The 25,447-nt window shown below is 66.2% G+C and carries 20 protein-coding genes and 1 pseudogene; 15 read left to right on the plus strand and 6 right to left on the minus strand.

Annotated elements, in window-relative coordinates; all coding sequences use genetic code 11:
- The 8 genes from R4I43_RS21515 to R4I43_RS21550 form a co-directional block, all read left to right on the plus strand.
- The coding region (locus R4I43_RS21515) for a class I SAM-dependent methyltransferase (RefSeq protein ID WP_324267478.1) at window positions 1–728 on the plus strand (728 nt) is incomplete at its 5' end.
- Window positions 725–1,564, plus strand: coding sequence for a class I SAM-dependent methyltransferase (locus tag R4I43_RS21520; RefSeq protein ID WP_324267479.1), 840 nt, complete (start codon window positions 725–727; stop codon window positions 1,562–1,564). The genes R4I43_RS21515 and R4I43_RS21520, both read left to right, overlap by 4 nt.
- Window positions 1,561–3,597, plus strand: coding sequence for a glycosyltransferase (locus R4I43_RS21525; protein ID WP_324267480.1), 2,037 nt, complete (start codon window positions 1,561–1,563; stop codon window positions 3,595–3,597). Before R4I43_RS21520 ends, R4I43_RS21525 begins: the two co-directional genes overlap by 4 nt.
- A complete protein-coding gene (locus R4I43_RS21530) occupies window positions 3,594–4,886 on the plus strand; it encodes an O-antigen ligase family protein (RefSeq protein ID WP_324267481.1) in 1,293 nt (430 codons plus the stop codon). The genes R4I43_RS21525 and R4I43_RS21530 overlap by 4 nt, the downstream gene beginning before the upstream one ends.
- Window positions 4,883–5,860, plus strand: a complete 978-nt coding sequence (locus tag R4I43_RS21535; RefSeq protein WP_324267482.1) for a glycosyltransferase family 2 protein — start codon at window positions 4,883–4,885, stop codon at window positions 5,858–5,860. The genes R4I43_RS21530 and R4I43_RS21535 overlap by 4 nt, the downstream gene beginning before the upstream one ends.
- Before the next feature lie 12 nt (window positions 5,861–5,872).
- A complete protein-coding gene (locus R4I43_RS21540; RefSeq protein WP_324267483.1) occupies window positions 5,873–7,108 on the plus strand; it encodes a glycosyltransferase family 4 protein in 1,236 nt (411 codons plus the stop codon).
- 62 nt (window positions 7,109–7,170) lie between these two features.
- Window positions 7,171–8,499 carry a polysaccharide biosynthesis tyrosine autokinase gene (locus tag R4I43_RS21545; RefSeq protein WP_324267484.1) on the plus strand — a complete coding sequence of 443 codons (1,329 nt, stop codon included), beginning with the start codon at window positions 7,171–7,173 and terminating at the stop codon, window positions 8,497–8,499.
- A 286-nt stretch (window positions 8,500–8,785) separates the two neighbouring features.
- On the plus strand, window positions 8,786–8,929 hold the full coding sequence (locus R4I43_RS21550; protein WP_324267485.1) for a hypothetical protein: 144 nt from the start codon (window positions 8,786–8,788) through the stop codon (window positions 8,927–8,929).
- 72 nt (window positions 8,930–9,001) lie between these two features.
- Here R4I43_RS21550 and R4I43_RS21555 read toward each other — a convergent pair whose 3' ends face one another.
- Window positions 9,002–9,589, minus strand: coding sequence for a DUF1097 domain-containing protein (locus R4I43_RS21555; protein WP_324267486.1), 588 nt, complete (start codon window positions 9,587–9,589; stop codon window positions 9,002–9,004).
- 757 nt (window positions 9,590–10,346) lie between these two features.
- On the opposite strand from R4I43_RS21555, the gene R4I43_RS21560 reads away from it, so the two are divergent.
- The 4 genes from R4I43_RS21560 to R4I43_RS21575 all read left to right on the plus strand — a co-directional run bounded on the left by R4I43_RS21560 (window position 10,347) and on the right by R4I43_RS21575 (window position 15,258).
- Complete coding sequence (locus tag R4I43_RS21560; protein WP_324267487.1) at window positions 10,347–11,108, plus strand: 3-oxoacyl-ACP reductase; 762 nt, start codon at window positions 10,347–10,349, stop codon at window positions 11,106–11,108.
- A 1,012-nt stretch (window positions 11,109–12,120) separates the two neighbouring features.
- Window positions 12,121–13,092 carry an ice-binding family protein gene (locus R4I43_RS21565; RefSeq protein ID WP_324267488.1) on the plus strand — a complete coding sequence of 324 codons (972 nt, stop codon included), beginning with the start codon at window positions 12,121–12,123 and terminating at the stop codon, window positions 13,090–13,092.
- 242 nt (window positions 13,093–13,334) lie between these two features.
- Window positions 13,335–14,090 (plus strand): DUF5819 family protein, encoded by a 756-nt coding sequence (locus R4I43_RS21570; protein WP_324267489.1) that lies wholly within the window; start codon window positions 13,335–13,337, stop codon window positions 14,088–14,090.
- Complete coding sequence (locus R4I43_RS21575) at window positions 14,080–15,258, plus strand: HTTM domain-containing protein (RefSeq protein WP_324267490.1); 1,179 nt, start codon at window positions 14,080–14,082, stop codon at window positions 15,256–15,258. The genes R4I43_RS21570 and R4I43_RS21575 overlap by 11 nt, the downstream gene beginning before the upstream one ends.
- Before the next feature lie 209 nt (window positions 15,259–15,467).
- On the opposite strand, the gene R4I43_RS21580 is transcribed toward R4I43_RS21575, so the two are convergent.
- Window positions 15,468–16,058 (minus strand): TetR/AcrR family transcriptional regulator, encoded by a 591-nt coding sequence (locus R4I43_RS21580; RefSeq protein WP_324267491.1) that lies wholly within the window; start codon window positions 16,056–16,058, stop codon window positions 15,468–15,470.
- Window positions 16,059–16,110: 52 nt separating this feature from the next.
- Window positions 16,111–17,430 (minus strand): pyridoxal phosphate-dependent decarboxylase family protein, encoded by a 1,320-nt coding sequence (locus R4I43_RS21585; protein WP_407691291.1) that lies wholly within the window; start codon window positions 17,428–17,430, stop codon window positions 16,111–16,113.
- A gap of 447 nt (window positions 17,431–17,877) precedes the next feature.
- On the opposite strand from R4I43_RS21585, the gene R4I43_RS21590 reads away from it, so the two are divergent.
- Complete coding sequence (locus tag R4I43_RS21590; protein WP_324267493.1) at window positions 17,878–18,096, plus strand: hypothetical protein; 219 nt, start codon at window positions 17,878–17,880, stop codon at window positions 18,094–18,096.
- A 244-nt stretch (window positions 18,097–18,340) separates the two neighbouring features.
- On the opposite strand, the gene R4I43_RS21595 is transcribed toward R4I43_RS21590, so the two are convergent.
- A complete protein-coding gene (locus R4I43_RS21595; RefSeq protein ID WP_324267494.1) occupies window positions 18,341–18,631 on the minus strand; it encodes a YrhK family protein in 291 nt (96 codons plus the stop codon).
- 382 nt (window positions 18,632–19,013) lie between these two features.
- Between R4I43_RS21595 and lysX the strand changes: the two genes are divergently transcribed.
- A complete protein-coding gene (gene lysX / locus R4I43_RS21600; RefSeq protein WP_324267495.1) occupies window positions 19,014–22,307 on the plus strand; it encodes a bifunctional lysylphosphatidylglycerol synthetase/lysine--tRNA ligase LysX in 3,294 nt (1,097 codons plus the stop codon).
- Window positions 22,308–22,330: 23 nt separating this feature from the next.
- Here the strand turns inward: lysX and R4I43_RS21605 are convergent, their stop codons facing one another.
- Window positions 22,331–23,395, minus strand: coding sequence for an alpha/beta hydrolase (locus R4I43_RS21605; protein WP_324267496.1), 1,065 nt, complete (start codon window positions 23,393–23,395; stop codon window positions 22,331–22,333).
- A 319-nt stretch (window positions 23,396–23,714) separates the two neighbouring features.
- Here R4I43_RS21605 and R4I43_RS21610 point away from each other — a divergent pair, with 319 nt between their 5' ends.
- The gene (locus tag R4I43_RS21610) at window positions 23,715–24,872 is read left to right on the plus strand and encodes an alpha/beta hydrolase (protein ID WP_324267497.1); all 1,158 of its coding nucleotides are present in this window, start codon (window positions 23,715–23,717) and stop codon (window positions 24,870–24,872) included.
- A gap of 13 nt (window positions 24,873–24,885) precedes the next feature.
- Here R4I43_RS21610 and R4I43_RS21615 read toward each other — a convergent pair.
- A pseudogene (locus tag R4I43_RS21615) lies at window positions 24,886–25,410 on the minus strand (IS110 family transposase); the annotation flags it as partial.
- Window positions 25,411–25,447: the final 37 nt, after the last annotated feature.

Genomic DNA, 25,447 nt, shown 5'->3' on the forward strand with positions numbered 1-25,447 from the left:
GGCGTTATGAGGCGGGGCGTCGGTTGCGGTGGTTGCTGTCGGCGACACGTCCGCGGTCGATTGTGGAGGCTGGATCAGCGGGTGGGTTCTTTCTGGAGCAGGCCCGGCGCGCTGGCATCCAGGTTGAGGGCGTCGAGCCCTCAGAAGTCTGCGTGCGTTTCGCCCGAGAGGAGTCCGGTCTCCCGGTACGGCAGGGAACTTTCGAAACATCGCTCCCGGAGAGTCCCGTGGACGCGGTGTGCGCTTTCCACGTTCTCGAACATGTCGAGGATCCCCATGCCTTCCTCAGTGCCGCACGTCGCGCGCTGGTACCGGGCGGATGGCTCGCTCTGGAAGTGCCGAACATCGCCTCCCGCAGTGCCGCGCGTCAGGGCAGTTCTTGGCACGCGCTGCAGCCTGCGTTTCACCGCTGGCACTTCTCGCCGCAGTCCCTACTACGCCTGGTGAAAGACCACGGATTCAACACCAGACACAACGACACCGTTTCTGTCAGCTACTACCTGAAGCCGCGTTACTGGCTGAGCCCACGAGGCGCTTTGATGCTGGTCAAGGAGTGGGCTGGTAGCGGCAATCCTCTGAGGGCGCATCCCCAGCGTTTCGACCTCCTCAGAATTCTGGCTCAACTGCCGGCCAGCAGCTCAGCCCATGCCGCGAGTCAACGCACTCCTGTCGCAGCCAGGGTGAAACAACCCAGCAAACAGCCGGTATTTCGATCGGAGAAGCGATGACCAAGCCTCGAGCGCAGACCTGCTCGCTGTGCACGCAGTCCGAAGGAAGTGAAGCAGTCTTCGAGGGTCAACTGTACCGCTGTCAATCCTGCGGGTTCTCCTGGACCGCACATCCGGAACGCGTGGTGCAGGACGACCTCTTCGATGCCGGCTACTACAACCAGTACTTTGCCCGTGCGAACCAATGGCGTTATGAGGCGGGGCGTCGGTTGCGGTGGTTGCTGTCGGCGACACGTCCGCGGTCGATTGTGGAGGCTGGATCAGCGGGTGGGTTCTTTCTGGAGCAGGCCCGGCGCGCTGGCATCCAGGTTGAGGGCGTCGAGCCCTCAGAAGTCTGCGTGCGTTTCGCCCGAGAGGAGTCCGGTCTCCCGGTACGGCAGGGAACTTTCGAAACATCGCTCCCGGAGAGTCCCGTGGACGCGGTGTGCGCTTTCCACGTTCTCGAACATGTCGAGGATCCCCATGCCTTCCTCAGTGCCGCACGTCGCGCGCTGGTACCGGGCGGATGGCTCGCTCTGGAAGTGCCGAACATCGCCTCCCGCAGTGCCGCGCGTCAGGGCAGTTCTTGGCACGCGCTGCAGCCTGCGTTTCACCGCTGGCACTTCTCGCCGCAGTCCCTACTACGCCTGGTGAAAGACCACGGATTCAACACCAGACACAACGACACCGTCTCGGCTCGGTACTACATGCGGCCATCCCACTGGATACGTCCCCGTGGCCTGTTGACTCTGCTCGACGACTGTGCTGTCAGCGGTTACCCACGAATCGTCACCCGACAGCACGGTGACTACCTTCGCCTGCTCGCCCAACTCCCGGAGAGCCAGGCGCTGTCATGACCTCCGTCGATGTGTCCGTGCTGTTGGTGAACTGGAATACCTGCGCCGAGACCCGACGCTGTCTGGCTTCGCTTCCGGATGCCGTCACTGAGGGCCTGCACTACGAGGTGATCGTCGTCGACAACGGATCGACCGACGGATCGCTTGACATGCTGGCGGCATACAGGGACATCGTGTTGATCCGCAATAGCGATAACGTGGGTTTCGCGGCGGCGGTGAATCAGGCCTACGCGCACGCGAACGGTGAGCTGATCCTGCTGTTGAACAGTGACGTGCGCTTTCGACCGGGAGCTCTGGCTGCGCTCGTGCGATTCCTCCGCGATCGGCCTGAAGCAGCTGGTGTCGCTCCCCTCTATCTAGATTCACACGGCGCGGTGCAACAGCACTACATGCGCCTGCCCACGTTTCGCAGCGCGCTCGCGTTGGGCACCGCGTTGCGGTTTCTGCCGGGATTCCGGCACGTTTGGCGCGCGCATGTGATGGAGGGAGTGGACTTCTCGAAAACACAACCGGTGCCTCAGCCTTCGGCGAGTTGTCTGCTGTTGCGCCGCGGCGTGCTGGACCCCGAGCGAGTTTTTGACGAGCGTTTTCCCTTGTATTTCAACGATGTCCTGCTTGCGCGTACTCTCGCTGACGCCGGTCACCAGTTGTGGATGACTCCGCAGGCCGTCGTCACCCACACGCTCGGCGCCTCAACGGGGTTGCTGGGCGAGTCGAAACGCACAGCGCACCGCCTGGACGGCCTGATCCGCTACGTACGGCTCACCCAGCCCAGGCGCCGATTGCGGATCTTGCAGGCGCTGGTACTGCTCGATCGGCTAGCGCGCCGGATGTTCGGCGTACGCGGACAGCTTCGTCTGCCGGACCTCTGGGCCGCAATCCGGGGCGGCCTCGGCTCTCTTCCGGACATTGACCGCCGCGAGTGGGTCGTGATACTCAGCGGGGTTGGCTGGGAACGCTGGAGCGCCGGTGAACATCGGCAGCATGCCCTCGCCAAGACGCTCTCCGCTGGCAGACGCGTGCTGTTCGTCGATCCGCCTGCGCGGCGTCGGTGTTGGCGCCTGTCCGTTCGGCAAGTACAACCGGGCCTGTGGCATGCGATTGCTCCCAACCTGCTGCCGTGCGGCCGGTTGCTTCCTGCAGCCAACTGGATCAACCGGCGCATCGCAGCGGCACGGCTGAATCAGTGGTTGGACCGCCACCCAGGTGCGCGCCTGCTGTGGCTGGACGAGGACCTGAGCACCCCCGTTGCCGGTCGGCTCGGTGAACGGGCGCTCGTCTACGACGTGTCTGATCTGGACTGGACCTTCGCCCGCCCATGGAACCGATGGCACCACCGCCGCGAGATGCACAAGGCGGTCAACGCCGCTGACTTGGTCCTGACGTCCTCATCGGTGCTGCCGCGCTGGCTGCCGCCATCTCAGTATCCACCGGTGACCGTACCCAATGGCTGTGACCCCGCGCGGTTCTGCCCCGAAGGGCGAGTGACCGAAAGCGTCTCCAAACTCTCCGGGCCACGACTCGGATACGCCGGCGCCATCGATACCCGCTGCTTCGATGGAGAACTGATCGCGGAGGTGGCTCGTCGTCGTCCGGACTGGACGTTCGTGCTGACAGGGCCATCGACGCGGGCCGGACGCGCTCCATTGGCGAATCTGGGAAACGTGCACTTGCTGGGATCGAAGCACTTCGACGACGTGCCCGCGGTGCTACGGGCTTGTGATGTCTGCCTGATCCCGTACCGGCTGGGTGGGCTCGTTGACTATGTCCACCCGAAGAAGCTGTATGAGTACCTCGCTCTTGGAAAGCCCGTGGTGGCTACTGCTTTGCCAGCACTGGCCGAACAAGAAGACGTCGTCCATCTCGCGGATACCCCGGAGCGGTTCATCGTTGCTATCGATAAGGCACTCACCTCCAGTCGATCCGCCGATGCTGCGAGCCAGCGGCGTGCGGTGGCGATGTCTCACAGTTGGTCGGTTCGCGGCGAGCAACTGAGAGTGCTGCTCGGTGAACTCGAGGGGAGACGACGATGAAGGGACTGATCGCCACCTCGTCGGCGGTGGCTGTTGCTGCTGCTCTCGGTGCCGGCGGCACCTATTTGATGGAGTTGCTGCCCGGTGACGTCAACGGATTCCTAGCCGGTGCCCTGGTCTGCTGCATAGCGTTCGTTTTCTGGCCGTGGGCGGTGCTCCCGGTGGGAATTGTCGGTGGCGTCATCGCGACCAAGGTGACCGGGGAAACCGACGTGGCCACGATCGTATTGGTGCACACGGGCATCTTGGTTGCCGGTTGCCTGGCGCTGCTTGCGCGCCACCTTACGTCGTCCGCTGAGGACGGACCTCGCCGCACGATCGCGGACGGGCCCATGGCACTGCTTGGTGCCGTCGTCGCGGTGGCCGCGCTCTACGGGCTTGCCCGTGGCAATGCGGCCCAGTCGGTTCTGATCGCCACTTACCACATCGGTATCATCCCTGCCTACTTCTTCGCGGCAACCCACACGTTGACCAACCCGCATCGGCTGAAAGCGGCCGGCGTTCTCTACATTGCTGCTGCGGGGGCCCTTGCTGCGGTGGAACTGACCATGCCCGGCCGACATGGTGGCTTGCTTTCGGTGCTCGCGATCCCGATGCTGCTGATCGCCGCGAGCCGTGTGCGCGGATGGCGGCAGGGCGGGCTGATCAGCCTGATCGCCTTGTTCACCACCGACGTCATCCTCGCGTCCTATCGAGCGATGTGGTTGGCATTCGGGCTGGCGCTGCTGATCCTGCTGGTCCGAGGCACCGCCCGAGTCCGGCGCAGTGCCCTCATCGGGATCGGAACTGGAGCCCTGTTCCTGGCCACGGCTTCGGTTGCCAGTGCTGGCCTGCACCGACGCGCGGCCGTGCTTGCCGAATATGTCGATGACAGCAGCGGGTATCGGCTCTCCGAGATGTACGTGGGCTTGCGCGTGTTTTCCGACCGCCCGTTGATCGGTGAGGGCCTCGGTCAGACCACTCCGCAGGTCTACCTTCCCGATTTCATGATCACCGACGTCGGCCCGACTTATCACGTCTTCTGGGTCATGATTCTCGCCAACCTGGGTTTGATCGGCCTGGTCGTCGTGCTGTGGCCGCTGTGGCGTGCCCTGCGCGCCGGGTGGGTTGAGCGTGACGGTCACGCTCTGGCTGCGCTCGCGCTCACCTGTGGCTTCGTGGCTTCGGCCTGCCTTGCTGGCCCGACGGACGGGCATTGGGAACTCGGATTGCTGCCCGCGATCATCCTGCTGGCCCACCAGGTGTGGCCCTGTGACGACAGCTCGCACTTGATTGGAGTTCGGCCTTGACAATCGAGAGGAGAGACGACAGGCACCGCCCAGCCACCGATGGTCTGGACGCCACCGCCATTGTGGTCACTTACAACTCGCGAGACCACGTCACTCCCTGCCTTGCCGCTCTCACACGCGCCGGGGTGCTGGCTCGTGTCGTCGACAACGCCTCGACAGATGGTACGGGTGCACTGATCGCCGCCCATTTCCCCGGCGTGTCTATGGTGCTCAATCCGGTCAACATGGGGTTCGCCGCAGCCGTCAACCAGGCACTATCCGCCGTGGATACCGACATCGTGCTCCTAGTCAACCCGGACTGCGTGTTGCCGGAGCCGACCGCGCACGCCCTTGTCCACACGCTGCGAACACATCCCGATGTTGGCGTTGTCGGGCCCCGTCTGATGGACGCCGAAGGCAGGATCGCGATCAGTGCCCACCCATTCGAATCCCTGACCTCGCTACTGGCCAGTCGGTTCGGTGGTGGTCTCGTACCGGTGAGCGTGCGTCGGCTGCTGTGCGGCGAGAATAGGCGCCGCACTTACGACGCCTGCCGGCAAGTCGACACACCCGTCACAGTGGACTGGCTCTCGGGCGCGTGCCTGGCGGTGCGGACAGAACTGCTGAGGCAACTCGGTGGGCTCGACGAGCAGTACTTCATGTACTACGAGGACGAGGAACTCTGCTTGCGGGCCTGGCGGCATGGCGCACGCGTCTTGCACCTGCCCACCGTCCACGCCACGCATCTCGGGGGTGCAAGTAGCAACGACCCTGCTTGGCTGTGGCCCCACCTGTATCGCAGCCTGCTTCGGTTTTTCTCCCGGCACCGGCACCGCAGCTATCCGGCGGCGCGAGCAGCAGTGCTCCTTCGCTCCCTGATCGGCATCGGATTGTCGCTGGTACGCATGCCATGGAATTCCGGTATCGCGCGTTCCCGTGCCTGCGCATGGGCACGTGTGGCACGCATCGCTCTCACCGCATCCGTCCGCCAGTGAAAGGCAACCACCATGCACGTCCTGACAACCGTAGTTGGTCAACGCACCGAACACTGGATCGATCTGCTGACAACACTCATCGACCAGACCGGCATCGAACTCACCCTGTGTGCCGCCGACGTGTCACCGCTGGCTGCCCAATCCCTGGCCGAGCTTGACCGCGGCCGGGAACGCTTTCATTTCCACCACCTCCCCCACGTCCTGGGCGAGGGCCGCACCGGCCACATGGCGTCCGCTCTTTTCCGTCCCGGCAGCCTGCGCACCCTCCGGCAAGTACGACCGGATGTCCTCCATGTCATCGGCGAAGCCGCCTACCTGTCGACCTTCCAAGCGCTGCACCTGCGAAACCGCCACTGGCCGACGACGCCGATCACCCTGTACGCGGCGCAGAACACCATGATGCGCTTGCCATTTCCCTTCCCAAGTCTCGAGCAATACGCCTACCGCACTGTCGCCCACGCCTTCCCGATCACCCCAGCCGCGCTCGAGTTGTTGCGTGTCAAGGGCTACCAGGGACCAGCGAGCATTGTTCCGCTCGGAGTCGACACCACAGCATTCCAACCGACCCCCGCTGTCGGATCACGTCCTTTCAGCGTCGGGTTCGTCGGGCGCCTGGAACCGCACAAGGGCATCCGTGACCTGCTGCATGGTTCCGAGCTCCTGGACTGCGACCTGATCGTGGTCGGCGAGGGCAGCCTGCGCAAGGAGGTGGAACGCGCGGCGGCCCGACGCCCAGGCCGAATTCGGCTGTACTCCTGGCTTGATCACGGCGAGCTACCCTCGATCCTGGCGAGAATGGACGCACTTGTCCTTCCATCGTTGGAGGTTGTGCAACGCAATGTCGTGCCGTGGATCGGCATCCCGTTGCGAGAGCAGTTTGGCCGCGTTCTCGTTGAGGCGATGGCGTGTGGCGTGCCAGTGGTCGGCAGTGATGTCGGGGAAATTCCATATGTCGTGGAATCGGCAGGTCTGATCTATCCTGCGGGCGAAGTCTCTGCCATGGCCTGTCGACTGGCGCAGATCCGCGACGATCCCGATCTCGCTCGGCGATTGGGGGCAACCGGCCGAAGCAGGGCGGAAAAGCAATTCGCCTGGGCTGAAATCGCCAAGACCATGCACCACACGTGGCAGGAACTGGCCGTCACCGCCGAGCGTCTCAATGGTCATCACCGTCAACGCTATGTGATCAACGATAAGCGACCCGACCTTGTTCGGTTCGTGCAACCCGACGAAGGGAAAGCCCTATGAGCGTACTCTCTGACCCGGCAGTTCTCCTGCGCAGGGCAAAACGCCGGACTGGCATCGTGCTCTTGTCGACGATTGTCGGTGTCGCCGCAGGGTTCGGGGTGGCTGTTCTGATCCCACCCACTTACGAGGCCACCGGATCCGTAGTGCTTAACGGAGGCGCGGTCCGCGACCCTGTCACCGGCCAGTTTCTCGAAACCAGCCTCGCGCGGAACCTGGTGCCCACCATTGCTCGCCTGGCCGAGTCGCGCGAAGTGGGCCAGGCCGCGGCCGCCGAAGCGCGGGTGCCGACAGACATGGTGGTCGATCACGTCAGCGCCGAGTTCGAACAAGGCGTGCAGATCATCACGATCAAGGCCCATGCACCGACCGCAGCTCTGTCCGCGTCAATTGCCAACGCCGTCACCCATGCCCTCGGGCAGCACGTGGAGGAACATCCCATCGACGGGACCGGCTCGGTCGATGCGCAGCCGCTTGACCAGGCCACGCCGTCAATGCGACCAATTCTACCCAAACCCTTCCTCGACGCGTGCCTGGGAGGCCTGTTGGGATCGCTCGCTGGCATCGGTATGGCGCGCGCACGTGACCAGCTCGACGACAAGATCAGCGACATTGACGAGCTGCGGGGCGTGGCGGGTGCTCCGATACTGGCGTCCATCCCGTTCGATCGACGAGTTGCAAAGAGCCCGCTTTCTACCGATCGGCCATACGTTCCTTGGGCCGAAGCGTTTGCCCAACTGCGCACCAACTTGGAGTTCCTCGGAGTCGACTCCCGGCCCCGAATCGTCGCGGTCACCAGTGCGGCGGCTGGCGAAGGCAAGTCGATCACTTCCTGCAACCTTGCTATCGCGCTCGCCCGCGCCGGGCGTCGGGTCCTCTTGATCGAAGCCGATCTCCGACGGCCGGCGTGCTCCCGCTACCTCGGTGTGGATGGCACGGTGGGCTTGACCAACCTGCTGGCCGGCAACGTCGAGCCGGAAGAGGCGATCCAGCGATGGGGCGAGGAGGGACTGATGTTCCTTTCCTCGGGCTGGTCCGTCCCGAACCCGAGCGAGTTGCTCGCCTCCCGCAAGTGCCAGGATTTCTTGCGCGAAATGCGTGAGCAGTACGACACTGTCGTTCTGGACTTGCCATCGCTGCTGCCCACCGCCGATGCTGCCGTCCTGGCAGGCCGAGCGGACGGAGTCATCCTTCTCGCCCGGCACCGGCACACCAGGGCGAAGCAGATTCGGCGGGCTGTCGATGCCCTCACCAAGGTCAACGCACATCTGCTCGGGTGTGCCCTCAACATGGTGCCACCGCGCCAGGAGGCCAAGGGCTACGGCTATGGCTATCGCTTCGATCAAGTGCGGCGCCCAGAACACGACGAGGGGCTCCACCGCAGCCTGAACTAGATTTCCATATGATCTCGGTTGTTTCTTCGCTGGCAGACGCTTGTCTGGCGCGGTACTGGTGGCGTCTGCGCGAGGCTGCGCGAACGATTCGCCGTGGTGCTCATCATCGACACGCCACCACTGCTTGCGGTGACATGCGCTGCGGTGTTGGCAGCGCACGTCACCGGTGCCCTCCTCATTGTGCGGCACGGAGGCACTGGTCGGGACCACAGTGACTCCGCCGACGATCTCGCCCAGCGTGGTTTCACCCGTCGGAGAAGCTTGTCACCGCGGTTGGGTTCTCCGGGTGGCGGACCCGAAGAACCGCCGGGTCCGCCGGAGCACCCTGACCGACGCCGGTCTCGACCTCATCAACCGGATGGTTTCGGCCCATCTGGAGAACGAGCGGATGTTGCTCTCCAACCTGTCCGGGGACGAGAGGCATCCCTGAGGGAGTTGTTCCAGCGCCTCACTGCCGCGTGCGAGTGGTGCGGGGCGGCCGGTCGGCGGGTGCATGTGGAAGTCAGGCGTCGACGACCGTTTCGGCCGACCGGGGTGTCTGGCGGCCGAACGGCGTCATGATGGCGACGTTGAACCACCCGAGGAAGGCACCGAGCAGCCCGCCCAGCACCGCAGGCACCGAGGTGATCAGCGGCAGGAGCACGCTGTCGGCGGGCAGCGACAGGCCGCCGAAGTTCGTGTAGATCCCGATGAAGAACGTGGCCAGGCCCATGGACAGCCCGTTGAAGTAGGGGAGGCTCCCGGTGTCCTGCGCGAACGGCAGGAGTTGCATGATGTAGATGAGCGGAATCAGGGCCACCGGAAGGCCTATGAACCACGACACGTCGCCTCCCGCAACGATCGCGGCGTCGCCCACGACCGTTCCGACGAGCAGCGAGAAGATCAGTGCGATCGCCGCGCTGACGACGCCACTCAGGAATGACGGGACCACGACGCGGAGCACCGCCGGCTTCGCGCCCAGGGCGAAGTACTCGGCCCACACGATGAACGCCAGCCACAACGGCAGCGACCACGTGCCCAGCCACAGGCCGAAAGGTAGGGCGACCGCGACGGTCACCGGAACGGCCACCCACAGGGGAATGGACTTCATTGCTGCTCCTCTTGAGGATCATCTTCTTTGACCAACCTCTTGGTGCGCACTCGGCCGGGCCCGGCCGGCACGTCGCACTGCTCGTGAACGGGCGGGTACCGGGTGAGCGGGGTCGAACGGGACGGGCCCCGTTCAGGCAGCGGGGCTCTCGTAGCCGGTCAAGAAACCGTCGAGCACGTCGTTGCCAGATTTCCAGCCGTAGGCCCGGTCCGCATTCCCGCGTACGACGAAAGTGGCGTTGTTGTAGAAGATTTCGTACGTTAGGGGTCGGGAGGGGAGCTCGGTCCCGTTCGTGTCGCATGCGCGTTTGAGTAGCTTGACCCGTACGTCCGGGGGCAGCGTGGCGGGTCGCTGGGCCCGATGGGGACTTGCGCGCCCACTACACGCCTTCTGCGTGCCGAAAGTGCTGAGGCAGAGGACATTTGCTGTCCCGTTGTCTCGTCAAGTGCCCTCCTGGGACTCCTTGACGGGCGAGGCTGATGTGCTTCCTGATCAGGTCACTGGAGCCTGCGGGATAGCGTTCCAGGTTTTCCAACCTGCCGCGGAGGGCTCTTGTATGGCACCCCGCGACGAGCGGCATCCGACGCCATGCCTGGGCCTGGTCCGAGTGTGCTCACCTCACGCGACTCAGCTCGTCAACGCGATCGAGATCTCCCTCCAAGCCGGCTGAAGTCAAGTGGAAGACCCTCACTGGTGCCCGCGGGCCACGGGTACTGCGGGTGTCGATGGCTGACTTCTGACCACTACCGTGCAGGGTATGGATTTCGCCGATCAGCTTGTCGTGGTGACCGGAGGTGGACGCGGACTGGGCGCCGCGTTGGTGCGTGCGTTCGCGAGGCAGGGTGCGCGTGTCGTGATCGACTATCGCCGCAGCCGTGAGCGAGCCGAAGCGCTGGCTACCGAGCTCGGCGAGCGGGCGATCGCCGTCGCGGCCGACGTCACCGATCGAGTCCAGGTCGATGCCCTCTTCGCCACGGCACGTGAGCGTTTCGGGACTCCGGTGACGACGGTGGTCAACAACGCTCTTGCCGACTTCGCGTTCAACGGCGACGCCCGTTCGCACGCCGACGCGATCACGTGGGGTGAGTTCGCCGGGCAGTTCGAGGGCAGCGTTCGCGGTGCGCTGCACACCGCCCAGGCGGCTCTGCCGGGCATGCGGGAACTCGGTGTGGGCCGGATCATCAATGTCGGCACCAACCTGTTCCAGAATCCGGTCGTGCCTTATCACGACTACACGGCTGCGAAGGCGGCGCTGCTGTCGCTGACCCGTACCCTTGCCGCCGATCTCGGTCCTGATGGCATCACGGTCAACATGGTCTCGGGCGGGCTGCTGCGCACTACCGACGCGAGCGCCGCCACTCCCGAAGAGGTGTTCGACGCGATCGCGTCGAACACGCCGTTGCGTCGTGTTGTGACACCCGGCGAGTTCGCCGACGCGGCTCTGTTCTTCGCCTCTCCGTGGTCGCGAGCGGTCACGGGCCAGAACCTGGTGGTCGACGGTGGCTTGGTCAACGCCTGAGCGGCCTTCGTGGACGGAACCCGGACCGCGCCGGCCGACTGGCGGTGCATCCGTCCACAACGGCACAACGTGTACCGCCCGGTGCAGAGGACGGGGCCGGGACGCCCGCGAATAGCTCGCGTTCGAGTCGGCCGTGTCAGCACGTCGCGCGATCGCTCGAGCTCCGATAGCCCGCGCGGGGCGCGGTCGAAGCACTCTTCCGGCGCCCGCGGTGCTCGTCGCTGGTCGGGATGTGACCGGTGTGCTCGGGTCTTCGAGGTGGATGGTGTGGCAGGCTGCGGTGGTCGGGGTGTGCGCTGGCCGACGAGCGGGGACACGGCTCAATCGGCGGCGGGCGTGGCGATGATGTCCGCTGGACGACCGTTGCGGATCTGCCGGACTTCTTCTCGGGAGCCCAGGCAGAGGGGTACGTCCACCATCTCGGCTGATCCTGCCCGAGGGCGTCTCAGACGTGGCCGGTCAGGAGAAGCCGCGGCGTCGCCGGTACGTGTCCTTCGGGGACTGGATTCGTCGTTCGGAGTATCGCGCTCGTTGTTGGGGCGCCGAGGAGCCGATCATCGCATGAATTCGTCTCGCAACTTCCTGAACGACCTCAAGTTGCCTCCATCGCTGTCCCGGCGAGCCCGCAGCCGGTCCCGCCTGCCCCGTCGAAGATCAATTAATTCTCGCGGGTGGACAAAATGAGTGCGGCAAGGCATTCGCCTTGACTTTCACCCAACCGCGATCACTCTAATGGATCACGTTCTGGCGTTTCTCCCAGTCTGGATCTTCTCCGCTGGCTAGTCTGACCCCCGCAGCCCCTTTCTCGAGGGGCTGCGGATCAGGCTTTCAAAAACGGCGGCCCTATCCGTGGGAGTGGGCTGGTCATTTGTCATCTGAGAAGTGCCCAAAGCAACTCGAGGATGGACACAACAATCCGCGATCCCTCGCCGGAGGAGTTAGGTCCCCAATGGCATCAAATGTCTCTGGTGCGCCTCGCTGGCGCACAATTTCCGTTTCCATGGTCCTGGCGGTGCTGCTCGTCGCCGCCGCCGTGATACTGACGTCGACGAGGGCAAATGCCATTGCCACGGCCGTACCCCTGGGCACGGCGGACGACTTCGCAGTTCTCGGCGGCGCGTCGGTGACCAATACCGGTCCTTCCGTGGTTACCGGAGACCTCGGGGTAAGCCCCGGGACGTCGGTTACCGGGTTTCCGCCCGGCATTGTGAACGGGGCCATCCATTCCGCGGATGCCGTGGCCCTTCAGGCTCAGACCGACCTGACTACGGCGTACAACAATGCCGCGGGCCAAGCTCCGGATGCCAGCCTTCCCCCAGATGCCGGCGGTCTGACGCTGGCCCCGGGCGTCTACAACGCTTCCTCCACCCTCGGGCTCACGGGCACCCTCACCCTGGATGCCGGCGGCGACCCCAACGCCGTGTGGGTGATCCAGGTCGGATCCGGTTTGACGACGGCCTCGGCTAGCAGTGTGTCCCTGATCAACGGCGCGCAGCCGTGCAACGTCTTCTGGCAGATCGGAAGTTCCGCGACGCTCGGCACGGGCACCGACTTCGTGGGCAACATCATGGCTCTGACATCGATCACCGCGAACACCGGAGCAAACATCGATGGCCGAGCGCTCGCGCGGAACGGCTCCGTAACGATGGACACCAACACGATCACCCGGTCGACCTGCGGTGGTGAGACGACCGGTGGTGAGACGACCGGTGGTGAGACGACCGGTGGTGAGACGACCGGTGGTGAGACGACCGGTGGTGAGACGACCGGTGGTGAGACGACCGGTGGTGAGACGACCGGTGGTGAGACGACCGGCGGTGAGACGACCGGCGGTGAGACGACCGGCGGTGGAGACACGGGAGGCACCACGGGCGGCGGTGGTACGCCGCCGCCTCCGGAGGACAACGTGCCTGCACCTCCGGGCGGGACGCCGGAGGCTCCCCAGCCCACGCCCGTTCCGGGACATCTTCCGGTGACAGGCTGACCCCGTGCGAGAAAGGTCGTTGCCTGACCGCACCTGCTAGTTCGTTTGCTCCCGGGGCGGTCGCCTGGACGAAGGCCAGGAGCGGCGCGCGGCGGCTCACCGCCGTCGCGCGCCGCCAGGGCAAAACCCGGAGGAAGGCACTGCTCACAACCGGGGTCCACCGTGACGCCGCAAGGCGCCGTGTCCCCGGACGCGAGCGCCGACGGCGTTGGGACGCGGATGAGAAGCTCAGGAGAACTCAGATGAGGGAAGGGCCGGCCGGCCGCGTGCTGGGTGGCAGCAAGTCAGTTGCCATGACGGAACCGAGCGGTGGACTCGATGATGGAACGAACGCCACCGGCGCGGTGCAGGCTTGGGATGAGGTTGACCCTCCAAGGGCTCCAGGACCTCCACGGCGACTCCGCCTGCTGGGGGCGGCAACGGGCTTCGCGATAGCCCTGTGCCTGGCGCTGTCAGTCTTCCACGTGCTTCTGATATTTCTGCACGTGGCCCCCTCGAACACGATTTCGCGGCACTATCGCGCGGAGATCAATACCTGGATCTACCCGTACTTTGAACAGAACTGGCGGCTTTTCGCCCCGGAGCCGCAGTCAGTCACTCGGCAGATTTCGGTGAGGACCGTGCAGTCTTCTCCGGGCGGCGCCCCGCAAGTCAGTGACTGGTTCGATCTGACCGCCGTGGACAACGCTGCCGTGGAACACAACTTGTTCCCGAGCCATACCAACCAGAACATGCTGCGCCGGGCCTGGGACGCCTATCTCGACCTGCACGGCAGCGGGGATCAACCGCGTTCAGAGCGCGCCCTGATGATGCAGAAGTACTTGCGCAACATTGCGGTGGACCGGCTCACCACGCACCGGCCAGGCACGTACGGGGCCATCCAGCTGCGGGTGATCACGCGACCGATCGCAGCGCCCGGCACAGCCGGCCGCCTCCAACCGAGCTCGGCCGAAACCAGGTACCTGCCCTGGTGGAAGGTGGAACCCAATGGCGACTGAGCCGACACCACTCGCAGAATCCTCTCCGCGCACCACGGCTTCGAGGACTGGGAACGCAAGCACGCGCCGAGCTTTCGAGCGCTTCGATGCGTTCTGCACTCGTCTGGCGGAGGAAGCAACGGCCCTCCACGCGGCGGCAGTGCTGCGCATCGGGTACGGACTGCTCTACCTCGTCTTCCTGCTGAGGGAGTTCCCCCACCGTGACGAAATCTGGGGCCCCGGTTCGCCGTGGACGCCTGCTCTGGCGACCCAACTGTCCGAACAAACCGGGTGGATCAGCATCCTCACGCTGTCCGATAGCCGGGCGTACTTCGAGGTCTGCTATGCATTGGCCCTGATCACGTCCGCGCTTTTCATGCTGGGCTGGCGAACCCGGGCAGTGTCCGTCCTGTTCGCGGTGGTGGTGATCTCGTTCCACGGGAGGGCCATCTTCATGTCGGACGGAGGAGACAACCTGATCCTCCTCATGGCCATCTACCTTTGCTTCATCGCGTGCGGTCGACGGTGGTCCCTCGATGCGCGCAGGGCCCGGCTTCGGGCTTCCGGGGGCGAGGCCCGGCGTTCCACAGGAAAACCGGAGGCGTCGGACCCCTGGTGCCAGTTCCTGTCCGTCCGCCGGCAATTGACCACGGTGCTGCACAACTGCGGGATGTTCGTCATCGCGGCTCAGATCTGCATCGTGTACGGATCTTCCGGGCTGTTCAAGGTCCAGGGCGATGCCTGGGAGAACGGGACCGCGCTGCACTACGTTCTGAACCTCGAACTTTTCCAGCCATGGCCCGCGTTGTCGCTCATGATCGACAGCAGTCAGATGGTTGTCGCCGTAGCCAGCTACCTGACCGTGCTGCTTCAGGTGGCCTTCCCGTTCGTCCTATTCAGCAGGTTGAAGCTCGTCGTCCTGACCATGCTGCTCGGCATGCACGTGGGTATTGCGGTACTCCTGGGACTCCCGCTCTTCTCCGGCGCGATGATCATCGCGGATGCCATGTTCGTTCCCTACCGCTTCTACCGGTTCCTAGGACAGCTCTGGCGGCGCACCTTCGCACGGCCAGGTGGGTTCGAGGAGTCCGGTAACTCGATCCCGGTAGAGCCGCACTCGTACCGCCACGGGCCGGCTCGGCCGGTTGAACAAGAGTCTGCAGGTCGGACACCGTCGCTGCGGTGCTAGAGTGCCTGCCGTGCATTGGTGAAATTGCACGCGTTCTTGCGTCCGAGGGGCGAGTTGCGCACTAACTACACGCCTTCTGATTCGCGAAAGTGGTTGAGGAAGAGCGTTTTTGCTGTCCCGCCGTTTTTCCACCTGGGGTGCAATGGCGGGACAGGCGGATGCTTCGGCGGGCCCGGGCAGCTCCAGCCAGGCTGACGCGCGAGCGTTGGTCATGTGGCGAGCAGGGAGAGGAAACCGTCGAGTTGTGCGGTGAGGGTCTCTGTGGTCTCTATGGTGCACATGAGGGTTGCGGTGATCTGGGCGCCGAGAAGAGCGGTGAGCAGGTGTCCGATGATGTCTTCGTCGGGGATGTGGGTGCGGATTTCTCCCGCTTCGCGGGCTTCGGTGAGGTACCGCTGCAGGTCTCGGCGCCACTGGCGCATGGCTTGCTCGTGGCGCTCGACGAGCGCAGGGCGGGTGAGCGCCTGCTGCCAGAACGGAATGATAATGCGGGCTTCGTCCCGGCTGGTGGCCTCCAGCGGGAGGATCTCGCGGCAATAGGCGCGCAGGGCGGCGACGCCGCGCTTGCAGCCGGTGGCGGTGGCCATGCGTCGTCCAGTTTGGACGTAGATGTGGTCGAAGGCCGCGGTCAACAGGTCGTCCTTGGTCGCGAAGTAGGGTTTGACGGCGCCGTTGCTGTAGCCGGCTTCACTGCTGATGGCGGCCATGGTCGCCGATTCCCAACCGGTGCGGGCGATGATGCGCCACGTGGCTTCGATGAACTCAACGCGGCGTTGGTCGTGGTCGACGACCTTGGGCATGTCTGCTTCCCTCCAGGGGATGCTGCGACGTTGGGTGCTGCTATCTGATCGGCTACTGGTCGACGGTTTCGGAGAGAAGGCCTAGGACCTGTTGGTGCAGCGACGAGACGTAGTGCTCAGTTTCGGGCTTCATCAAAACGCTGCGCAGGATGCGACCGTGGGGCAGGTCGGCCTGCACGTGATGGCCGCGTGCAGCCAGCGCGGCGGCGTCGACGGTGTAGGTGGCTACGAACAACGACCGCTCGGACGGCAGCTGCATGCCACGGGTGAGGACGTGCGTGCTGGCTCGGTCGATCTCAGAAAGGCGGTCTCGAGTGGGGTAGTAGCTGAGGATGTCCAGTTGTGGGCGCTGGTAGAGGTTCAGCTGCTCGCTGGCCTCGATGTGCTCAGCCCAGGCCATGGCAGCGCGTCGGCCCGGCCGCAGCACTGCCCCCAGGCCGTCGGGGGTCAGCGGCAGCAGCCGCAGGGTCAGCCACAGCGCCGCGGCCGCGGCGCCGGCGCGCGAGCATTCCAGGGAGATCTCGCCCAGGTGCAACTCGTCGGAGGTGAAGTAGGTGTAGGGGGAATCGTGCAGGTAGTGCCGGGCCACGTCGGGATCGTTGAACAGCACCGCGCCGCAGCCGTAGGGCTGCAGTCCGTGCTTGTGCGGATCGATGACGACCGAGTCGCACTCGGCGATGGCGATGAAGGGCGCGGCAGCGACACCATCGGAGCTGTCGTCGGCGATCAGGCGAAAGAAGCCTCCGTAGGCGGCGTCGACGTGCACCCTGACGCCGTAGCGGCGGCATAGCGCGACGATCTCGTGCACCGGGTCGACCGCGCCCAGCCCGGTGGTGCCCGCTGTGGCCACCACGGTGCCGATCCCACCGCTGCGCAGCAGCTCCTCCAGTCGCTGCAGGTCCATCGTGCCGTCGGCCGTCGTGGGGACCGCGATCCCCTTCAGGCCCAGCAGATGGCACATGCGCGCGTGGGTGTAGTGCGCATCGGCGCTGTAGGCCACGGCCTTGTCCGGGTGCGTCTGGCGAGCCACGAACAGCGCTTCGAGGTTGGCGATGGTGCCGCTGCTGGTCAGGTGCCCGAGATGCTGGTCGAACCCGAACATCGCTGCCAGCTGGGAAACGACCTCCTTCTCCATGCGCGCGGTCGCCGGCCCGCCGTCCAGGGCGTGATTGTTGGGGTTGTTCAGCATCGCCGTCACATAGCCGATCACCGCTGCCGGGTGCGGCGGCTTGAGCATCTGACCCACGTACCGCGGGTGGAAGAACGGGTAGTTATCTCGCAGCCGGGCACGCAGTTCGGCGGTGGCCTGTTCCAAAGCGTCCGCCTCCACGTCCAACGACGGGTGGGGGGCGAAACCTCCGTACTCGCTCATCCAGCTAGCGGTCTCGGCAACTGCGGTCCGCAACTGGTCGCCTAGCTCGTCCGCGCCGGCCGGCCCGCTGCGCAGCAGGCGCTCAGCGCTCTCCCGCTGCGGATCAGCCTCCTGCGTGGCGGTGTCCGGGGTGTGTGGGGTGGTCGCCACGTTGATGCTCCTCTACTCACAGCGGGCACAGCCGTTTTTCTATATCTATAGAATAATATGGTACCGACGGTAGCGCGAACCCGTTCGCGGGGCAACGGCGGCACCGAAGGCGTCAGCAGCTCACGGAGGCTGGCGAGTGGACGCAACCGGCAGGCGAGGTAGTCGGACATCTCGCGGCGTGAGCAAGGCTTCGGTCTTGAGCGGCACCGTGGAGGTAGCGGAGGTCACTCACGTGAAGGGTCGAAATGCCCGGCCCGCGCGAACTGCCTGATCATGGCGGGTCCTGGCATATTGAGGTTGGTCGCGCAGTTGTGGCTCATCGCCGGAGTGGTGCTGCTGGCGGCCGAGGTCATCTCGAGTGAGCTCGTGCTGCTGGTGCTCGGCGTCGCAGCGGTGGGGGCTGCCGGAGCCACGTGCTGGGCGCACCGCTGGCGCCCGGGGCGACCCCTGGTGTGCATGGCAGCCACCCTGCTGCTGGCATACCTGCTGCACCGGCTGTGGGTCCGCTCGGACTAGTGCTCGCCTTGGTCATGACTGATGCCTCACCGAATTCAGCTTCGGCGTTCCAGGCCTCGTGCAGCTCGATCGGGCGCCCATGCCGGGGCGGGCGCACAAATCAGCCCGGCAACGAGATGACCTATCGCAGCTGTACCTGGCCGCCACCGCGTGGTGGGCCAGCGGGTCTCGATCCGAGGCTGTGTAGCCCGGCAGCTGTGTCAGCGCGTCGACCACAACCGGCCCTGCCGCACTGGGGGCACGACTAGAAGTCGTGGTCGGATTCGGGAGGACCGGCCGCCTGGATTCGACGCAGGTGGACGTGTCGGAGGAGGCGGATGCTGGGACGGATCGCCAGTTCGATGCTGCCGAGGAGGAACATCCAGGTGCCGAGTGTGAACATGGACGGCTGGAAGAACATGATGCTTCCGGCGATGAACCAGGCAGCGATGAGCATGTCGTTGACGACGCTCGCCGTCTCGTAGCGGTGACGGAGGAGGCGCTCTCCATGACCGATGTGCCACCTTCGAGGAGGTGAAGTGGTTGAGTCATCCATACTTCCAGCGTCGACCCGGCGGCCCGCGTTGTGGAGAGAACTTCGTCATGGGAGCTGCCCGACATTCCCCGTCCAACGTTCAGGAGCACGAGCGCGATCCGCAGTGGATCAAGGGGCGGCGAGCCAAGTCGATGCTGCTCGCTAGAACGTGGCCGTCCCGCACTTACCGGCGGAGGCCGGGAGCGTGGTCCTGGGTCCCATTCGGCCGGATAGTCCTCTGTGGGCCGACATTGGAGAAAGGTGCGGCAAGATCGGGAATCGCGTCGCCTGGGTGTCGGGGGCGCGGTGCACGGCGGTATCCCGGTCGTAGATTGGAGTCGGCGCCGACGCGGTGAGCGGCCCTCGATGACCTCACCGCCGATCCACGGCTAGGAGGGACACGGTGATCCAGCAGGATGAGAGCCGGAGGCTCCGGTGGCGCAGCAGGATGCCGAGCATCACCGCTGGAACGGTGTTCCTCGTGGCGGTGCTGTGCGTGGTGTCGGCGGTGGGGCTGGCGCTCTTCGGCGGCGTGCAACCGGTGCGCACGTTCGTCGACAACGTGCTCTTCCCGGCTCCGCCGAACCTCGCCTACGGTGCCTTCCTCGCGGTGCTGGCCACGGCGTTGAAACGTCGGAAGCGGTTGGCGTTGTGGATCCTGATCGGCGTCCTGGCGCTTCAGGTCATCGGCGACATCGTGGTGCTCGTGGCGCTGGAGGGCCACGCCGAGACGCTGTGGATGGACGAGTTGGGCGCCCGCTACCACGTGCCTATCGGCCACGTGTGGACCTTCGGGACCAACATCCTCGTCTCGATCTTCGCGTTCGTGCCGCTGTGGCTGGCGCGCGGCGAGTTCTACGGCCGCGCGACACGAGGCAGCGGATACCGGGCCGGAGCGGTGTTCGCGCTGCTCATGGCGGTGTTCATGAGTGTGGGCTACGGACTGGTCACGCTGTTCCCGGGCTCTCTTCAGGGGGTGTGGTCAAGGGTGGTCTGGACCGCTGAGCGGGTGCTCGGCGGTGCGATCGACTTCGACATCACCTCCGCCGGGCACGCGCCCGGGTGGGTCAACCTCGTCCTGGGTCTGTTCGGCACCGCTGCACTGTTCACCGCGCTGTTCCAGCTGCTGCGGGCGCAGCGCCTCGCCGCCGCGCTCCGCCCGGAGGAGGAGCAGCAGGTCAGGCAGCTGCTCGCCGAGCACGGCGAGCGCGATTCGCTGGGCTACTTCGCCACCCGCCGGGACAAGGCGGTGCTGTTCTCCGACAGCGGCAAGGCCGCGATCACGTACCGGGTGGTCACCGGGGTGTGCCTGGCCAGCGGAGACCCGCTGGGCGATCCGGAGGCGTGGCGACCGGCGATCGACAAGTGGTTGGCGATGTGCCGGCAGTACACCTGGACACCGGCGGTGGTGGGCGTCAGCGAACCGGGTGCCACCGCGTACGCGCGAGCGGGGATGAAGATCCTTCAGCTCGGTGACGAAGCGGTGCTGCACGTCGGCGAGTTCGGGCTGGACGGCCGGGACATGCGCCCGGTGCGACAGGCGGTGAACCGGGTCGAGCGCGCCGGGCACACCGTGCGCATCCGGCGACACCGGGAGGTGACCGAACCCGAGATGGGTGCTATCGCGCGGCTGGCCGAATCCTGGCGCGACACCGAGAGCGAGCGCGGCTTCTCGATGGCGCTGGGGCGGCTCGGTGATCCGCAGGACGGCGATTGCGTGCTGGTCGAGGCGCTGTCCGAGCGCGGAGAGCCCGTTGCGCTGCTGTCGCTGGTTCCCTGGGGTCGCGCCGGGTTGTCGCTGGACGTCATGCGCCGCGACCACGACGCCGACAACGGGGTCGTCGAGTTCATGGTCTGCTCGCTGGTGACGACCGCGCCGCGACTCGGGGTGGAGCGGATCTCGCTGAACTTCGCGATGTTCCGCGCAGCGTTCGAGGAGGGCGCGCGGATCGGAGCCGGGCCGGTGCTGCGCGCCTGGCGCGGGCTGCTGCTGTTCCTCTCCCGCTGGTGGCAGCTGGAGTCCCTGTATCGGTCGAACGTGAAGTACCGGCCGCACTGGTTCCCGCGCTACGTGGCCTTCGCCGAGCGGCGCGACCTCGGGCGGCTCGGTGTCGCCTCGGCGATCGCGGAGGGCTTCCTGCCCGCGCCGAAGAGGAGATCCACACCGGACCAATCGGTCGCGATACCCCAGGTGGTGGCCGAAGTGCCCAGCAGCGTCGCCTCGGAGCAGCAGCAGGTGCGCCAGGACAAGCTCGCCGCCTTGCGCGCCTCCGATGTCGACCCCTATCCAGCGGTGGTGCCGCGCACCGAGCGCTGCCGGTCGGTCACCGAATCCCACCGGGCACTGTCGCCGGACACCAGGACCGGCCGTCGCACCTCGGTGGCCGGGCGCGTGGTGCTGGTGCGCGATCACGGCGGGGTGTGCTTCGCGACGCTGCGGGACTTCTCCGGAGACCTGCAGATCATGCTCACCACCAAGGATTCCGGGGTCGAGCTGCAACAGGCCTGGCGGCAGCGCGTGGACATCGGCGACCAGGTGTCGGTGACAGGTGAAGTGGTCACCTCGCGACGCGGCGAGGTGTCGGTGCTGGCGAGCGACTGGCAGCTCGCGGCGAAATGCCTGCAACCGCTACCGGACAAGCACCGGGGTCTGGTCGATCCCGAGAGTCGGGTCCGGCAGCGCCACGTCGACCTGATCATGCGCCCGGACGCCCGCGAATCCCTGCGGGCCCGCGGTGCCGCGGTGCACGCGTTGCGGGACGCGTTGGTGCGGAGGGATTTCCTGGAAGTCGAGACGCCTGTGCTGCAACCGGTGCACGGCGGTGCCAACGCGCGGCCGTTCATCACCCACAGCAATGCCTACGACATGCGCCTGTACTTGCGGATCGCTCCGGAGCTGTACCTCAAGCGGCTGTGCGTGGGCGGCGTGGAGCGCCTGTTCGAGATCGGCCGCAACTTCCGCAACGAAGGCGTGTCGCACAAGCACAACCCCGAGTTCACGATGCTCGAGGCCTACCAAGCGTTCGGCGACTACGCAACGATGCGCGAGCTGTGCAGAGACGTCGTGCTGGCCGCGGCGACCGCCGCACGCGGGGTACCGACCGCGGTCGGCCCGCACGGTGAATACGACCTCGATCGCGACTGGCCGGTGGTACCGGTTAACGAGGCGGTCTCGAGGGCGCTCGGCGAGGAGATCACCGCCGACACCGAACTGCCCCGGCTCCGGAAGCTGTGCGACGCGGCCTCCGTGCCTTACCAGCAAGGATGGGGGCGCGGCGCGCTGCTGCTGGAGATGTACGAGAAGCTGGTGGAGTCGCGAACCAGCGAACCCACGTTCTACACCGACTTCCCGGCGGAGGTCTCGCCGCTGACCCGGCCGCATCGGGCCGACCCGCGCCTGGCGGAGCGCTGGGACCTGGTCGCGTTCGGCGCCGAGCTGGGCACCGGCTACTCCGAGCTGGTCGACCCGATCGAGCAGCGCCGCCGCCTCACCGAGCAGTCGCTGCACGCCGCGGGCGGAGATCCGGAGGCGATGGAACTCGACGAGGACTTCCTCGCCGCCTTGGAGTACGCGATGCCACCGACCGGCGGCCTGGGCCTCGGCGTGGACCGGTTGCTCATGCTCATCACCGGCGGATCCATTCGGGACACGCTCGCGTTTCCACTGGTCAGAGTCGACACCGCTGGTCGGCGATGAACGGCTTCGAGGACTAGCGGCGATCAGTGGCGTGGTGGTGGGGCCTTGCCGAAGTTCTCGCCCGCGAAGGCCAGGAGGTAGGGCAGGCCGATGCGGGCGGTGCGCCAGGTGTGCCATTCGCCCGGTTCGATGCGCACCGCGACGTTCGCGCCGCGGCCGGCGAGCTGGTCGCCAAGACGGTAGGCGAGGTCGACGTCCGTACGTGCGACGACCCCAGCGTGCAGCATCACCGCGAGCGGCTGAAGCAGCTCCAACGTCGGGAGGTAATCGCGCGGCGTGTTGGCCCGCAGCAGGTCCGGGTGGCCCGCCAGCAGGGCGGTGTCGGGGTCGTCGGAGGGCTCGGTGGCCAGGATCACGGAGTAGGTGTTCTGGTGGCGCAACCCCAGGTTCAGCGCGCAGAACGCGCCGCCGCTCATCCCACCGATCGCCCGTTCTCCCCGGTCGGGGAGGGTGCGGAACTGGGCATCGATCGCCCGCGGCACGGTGGTGGTCAAGTACGACTCCAGTTGAGGGCCACCAGGCACGTTCAGGCATTCCCAGTCGGTGCCGGTGCCTGCGGTGGCGTCCACCGCGACCACGATCACCGGGGGCGCGGCGTGGGCGTCCGCCATCGCCTGCAGGGTCTGCACCGCTCCGCCGGGGCCGAGCCAGTCGTCCGGGCCGCCGCTGGGATAGCCGTGCACGAGGTAGACCACGGGGTACCGCTCGGTGGCTCGCGCCGGATCGTCGTAGCCGGGCGGGAGAAGCACCCGGGTGCGACCGGTCGGGATGCCCAGCTGTGGATCGGGCAACGATGCATCGGCCACCCGCACCCCGCCCGGCGCTGGAAGCGACTCCGGCGGGGTCTGCTCGGCTTCGCCGTTGCCGCCGCTGGCGAGCAGCAGCAACCGTGCGAAGTCGTCCAGTGACCGGACGTAACCGACGTAGCTGTTGACCCCGGCCGCACACGTCAGCACTGCCAGAAGAACCGGGACAACAAGGGCGATCCGGCGCATCCGCCGCCGCAAGAGCACCACGACCGCGGCGGCCGTCAGTAGGCCGAGCGCCACCACCAGCACCGTGGACTCCAGCGGACTGCGCCCGCCCACCTGTTCGGCAATCGAAGGGGGGAGCTGCGGCCCCGGACTGATACCGCTCGTCAATGTCACCCGCACGAGGTCGATTATTGCCCAGCCGGCGGAATCTGCGTACTGGCGGTCGATTTCGTCCGAATCGCCCGGTTTTCGTTTCTGGCCCGGTAGTTCGCCCCTCCGGGGAATAGTTCGTGAGCACCGACGGAGCCACGAACGACGACGTCCGCTCACGACCCCGCCCGCCGCTGAGATCCCGCAGAACGATCAGAAAAATACCGGTAGCCTGGCGAGCGTCCTCTTCGGGCGGGGCCGAAAAACCAGGAGGCTGTCGGGAATGTGGCAGATGGCCGATTTCGGCGCGGATCTCTCACTGGTCGACTGGTGGCCGCTGCGCGCGGTGCTGCTGACTGCCGCGCTGCTCTCATTCGCGCTGCTGGCGTGGCGGTTTCGCGACCGCGCGATGCGCATGCTGCTCGTTCCACTCGTCGTGGTACTGCTCGCGGTGAACGTCCTTGCTGGGGCGAACGCGTACTACGGCTACTATCTGACGCTCTCGCAGGCGCTCGGAATCGCAGGCGAGGGCCAGGGGTCGCTGGCGATGCTCAACGCGCGGACTGCACCACCGGCTGCCGGTGTCGTGGTCGCGGTGGACATCCCGGGACGCGATTCGGGATTCCAGGCACGTCCGGCCAGCGTTTACCTGCCGCCCGCGTGGTTCGCCAGCCCGCGCCCACGACTGCCGGTGGTCGTGCTGCTGCACGGGACTCCTGGCAGCCCGACGGACTGGCTGGACGGCGGCGAGGCGCGGCAGACGGCCGACCGGTGGACGGCGCAGCACGGTGGTGTCGCGCCGATCGTCGTGCTGCCCGACATCAACGGCGGTGTGTTCGACGACACCGAATGCCTCGACAGCCCGCGCGGCGCCGCTGAGACCTACCTGGCCGCCGATGTCCCCCGGTTCGTGCGCGCCAGGTTCCTGGCCCGCGATCCCGGCCGGGACTGGGCGGTGGCCGGGCTCAGCGAAGGGGGAAGCTGCGCGATCATGCTGGCATTGCGCCATCCTGACGTGTTCGCGACGTTCGGCGACTTCGGCGGCCTGCTCGGTCCCCGCGACGGTGACAGCAACGATCCGGCCGGCACTGTGGATGCGCTGTACGGCGGGTCCCAGCAGGAGTTCGACGCCCACGAACCCGTCTGGCTGCTCTCGCACGCCAGGTTTCCCGGGCTGCACGGGTTCTTCGCGGTCGGAGACGCGGACGCGGAGCCACGAGCAGCCGTCAGCCAGCTCGCCGAACTGTCCCGCAAGGCCGGGATCGACACCGAGGTGGTCGTCATTCCCGGCGGTGAGCACACCTTCGACGTCTGGCGCGCGGCTTTCGCCGACGCCCTGCCCTGGATCGCCCGCAAGCTCAAGTTGACACCGTCGTCAGGAGCGGGCCGCCGGTTCGGGCGCGCCTGGCGACCTCAGCGACGTCGTTGGTCAGGCCTCTAGGTTGTGTTCTGCAATCGACTCGTCGTCGAGCGAGGGCGAGTACAGCCTGGGTATGGCGTTTGCCTTCCGCGCGCTTGCGCCTGTAATACCGTCGCGAGGCTGTGCAGTGCTGGATGCTCACGAGCGATGAGGTGTAAAAGACCCGCAGCAGGCGACGGCTATATCGGCGTGGCCGGTGGAGATTGCCGCTGATACGGCCGGAATCGCGGGGTACTGGTGCCAGGCCGTCGGTCTTGCCGTCGCCCCGGTACATCGCTGATGCGCGGTGCACCACGCGGCCGGGTATGTAGAGCGGTCGCTGATCGTGATTGAACAGCACGCTGATCAACAAAGCAGCACCACCGGCGTTGAGATCTACCGCCCAGGTCACGTGGTCGCCGAGCGCAGCCACATCGCCCAGCAAGCCGAGCAGTTCGCACTCATCGTTTGCCACCCGCCGGGAAAGCAGCCGCCGGCCCTCTGGGTCGATCACGACACAGTGATGATGGGCCTTTCCAGCGTCGATACCGGCCCAGATCTCCGTCACGGTCACCTCCACACAGTTGGTACGTGGCTCCCAGCAGACGACCTCGCCG

Source organism: Saccharopolyspora mangrovi (assembly GCF_035320975.1).
Taxonomy (GTDB): Bacteria; Actinomycetota; Actinomycetes; order Mycobacteriales; family Pseudonocardiaceae; genus Saccharopolyspora; species Saccharopolyspora mangrovi.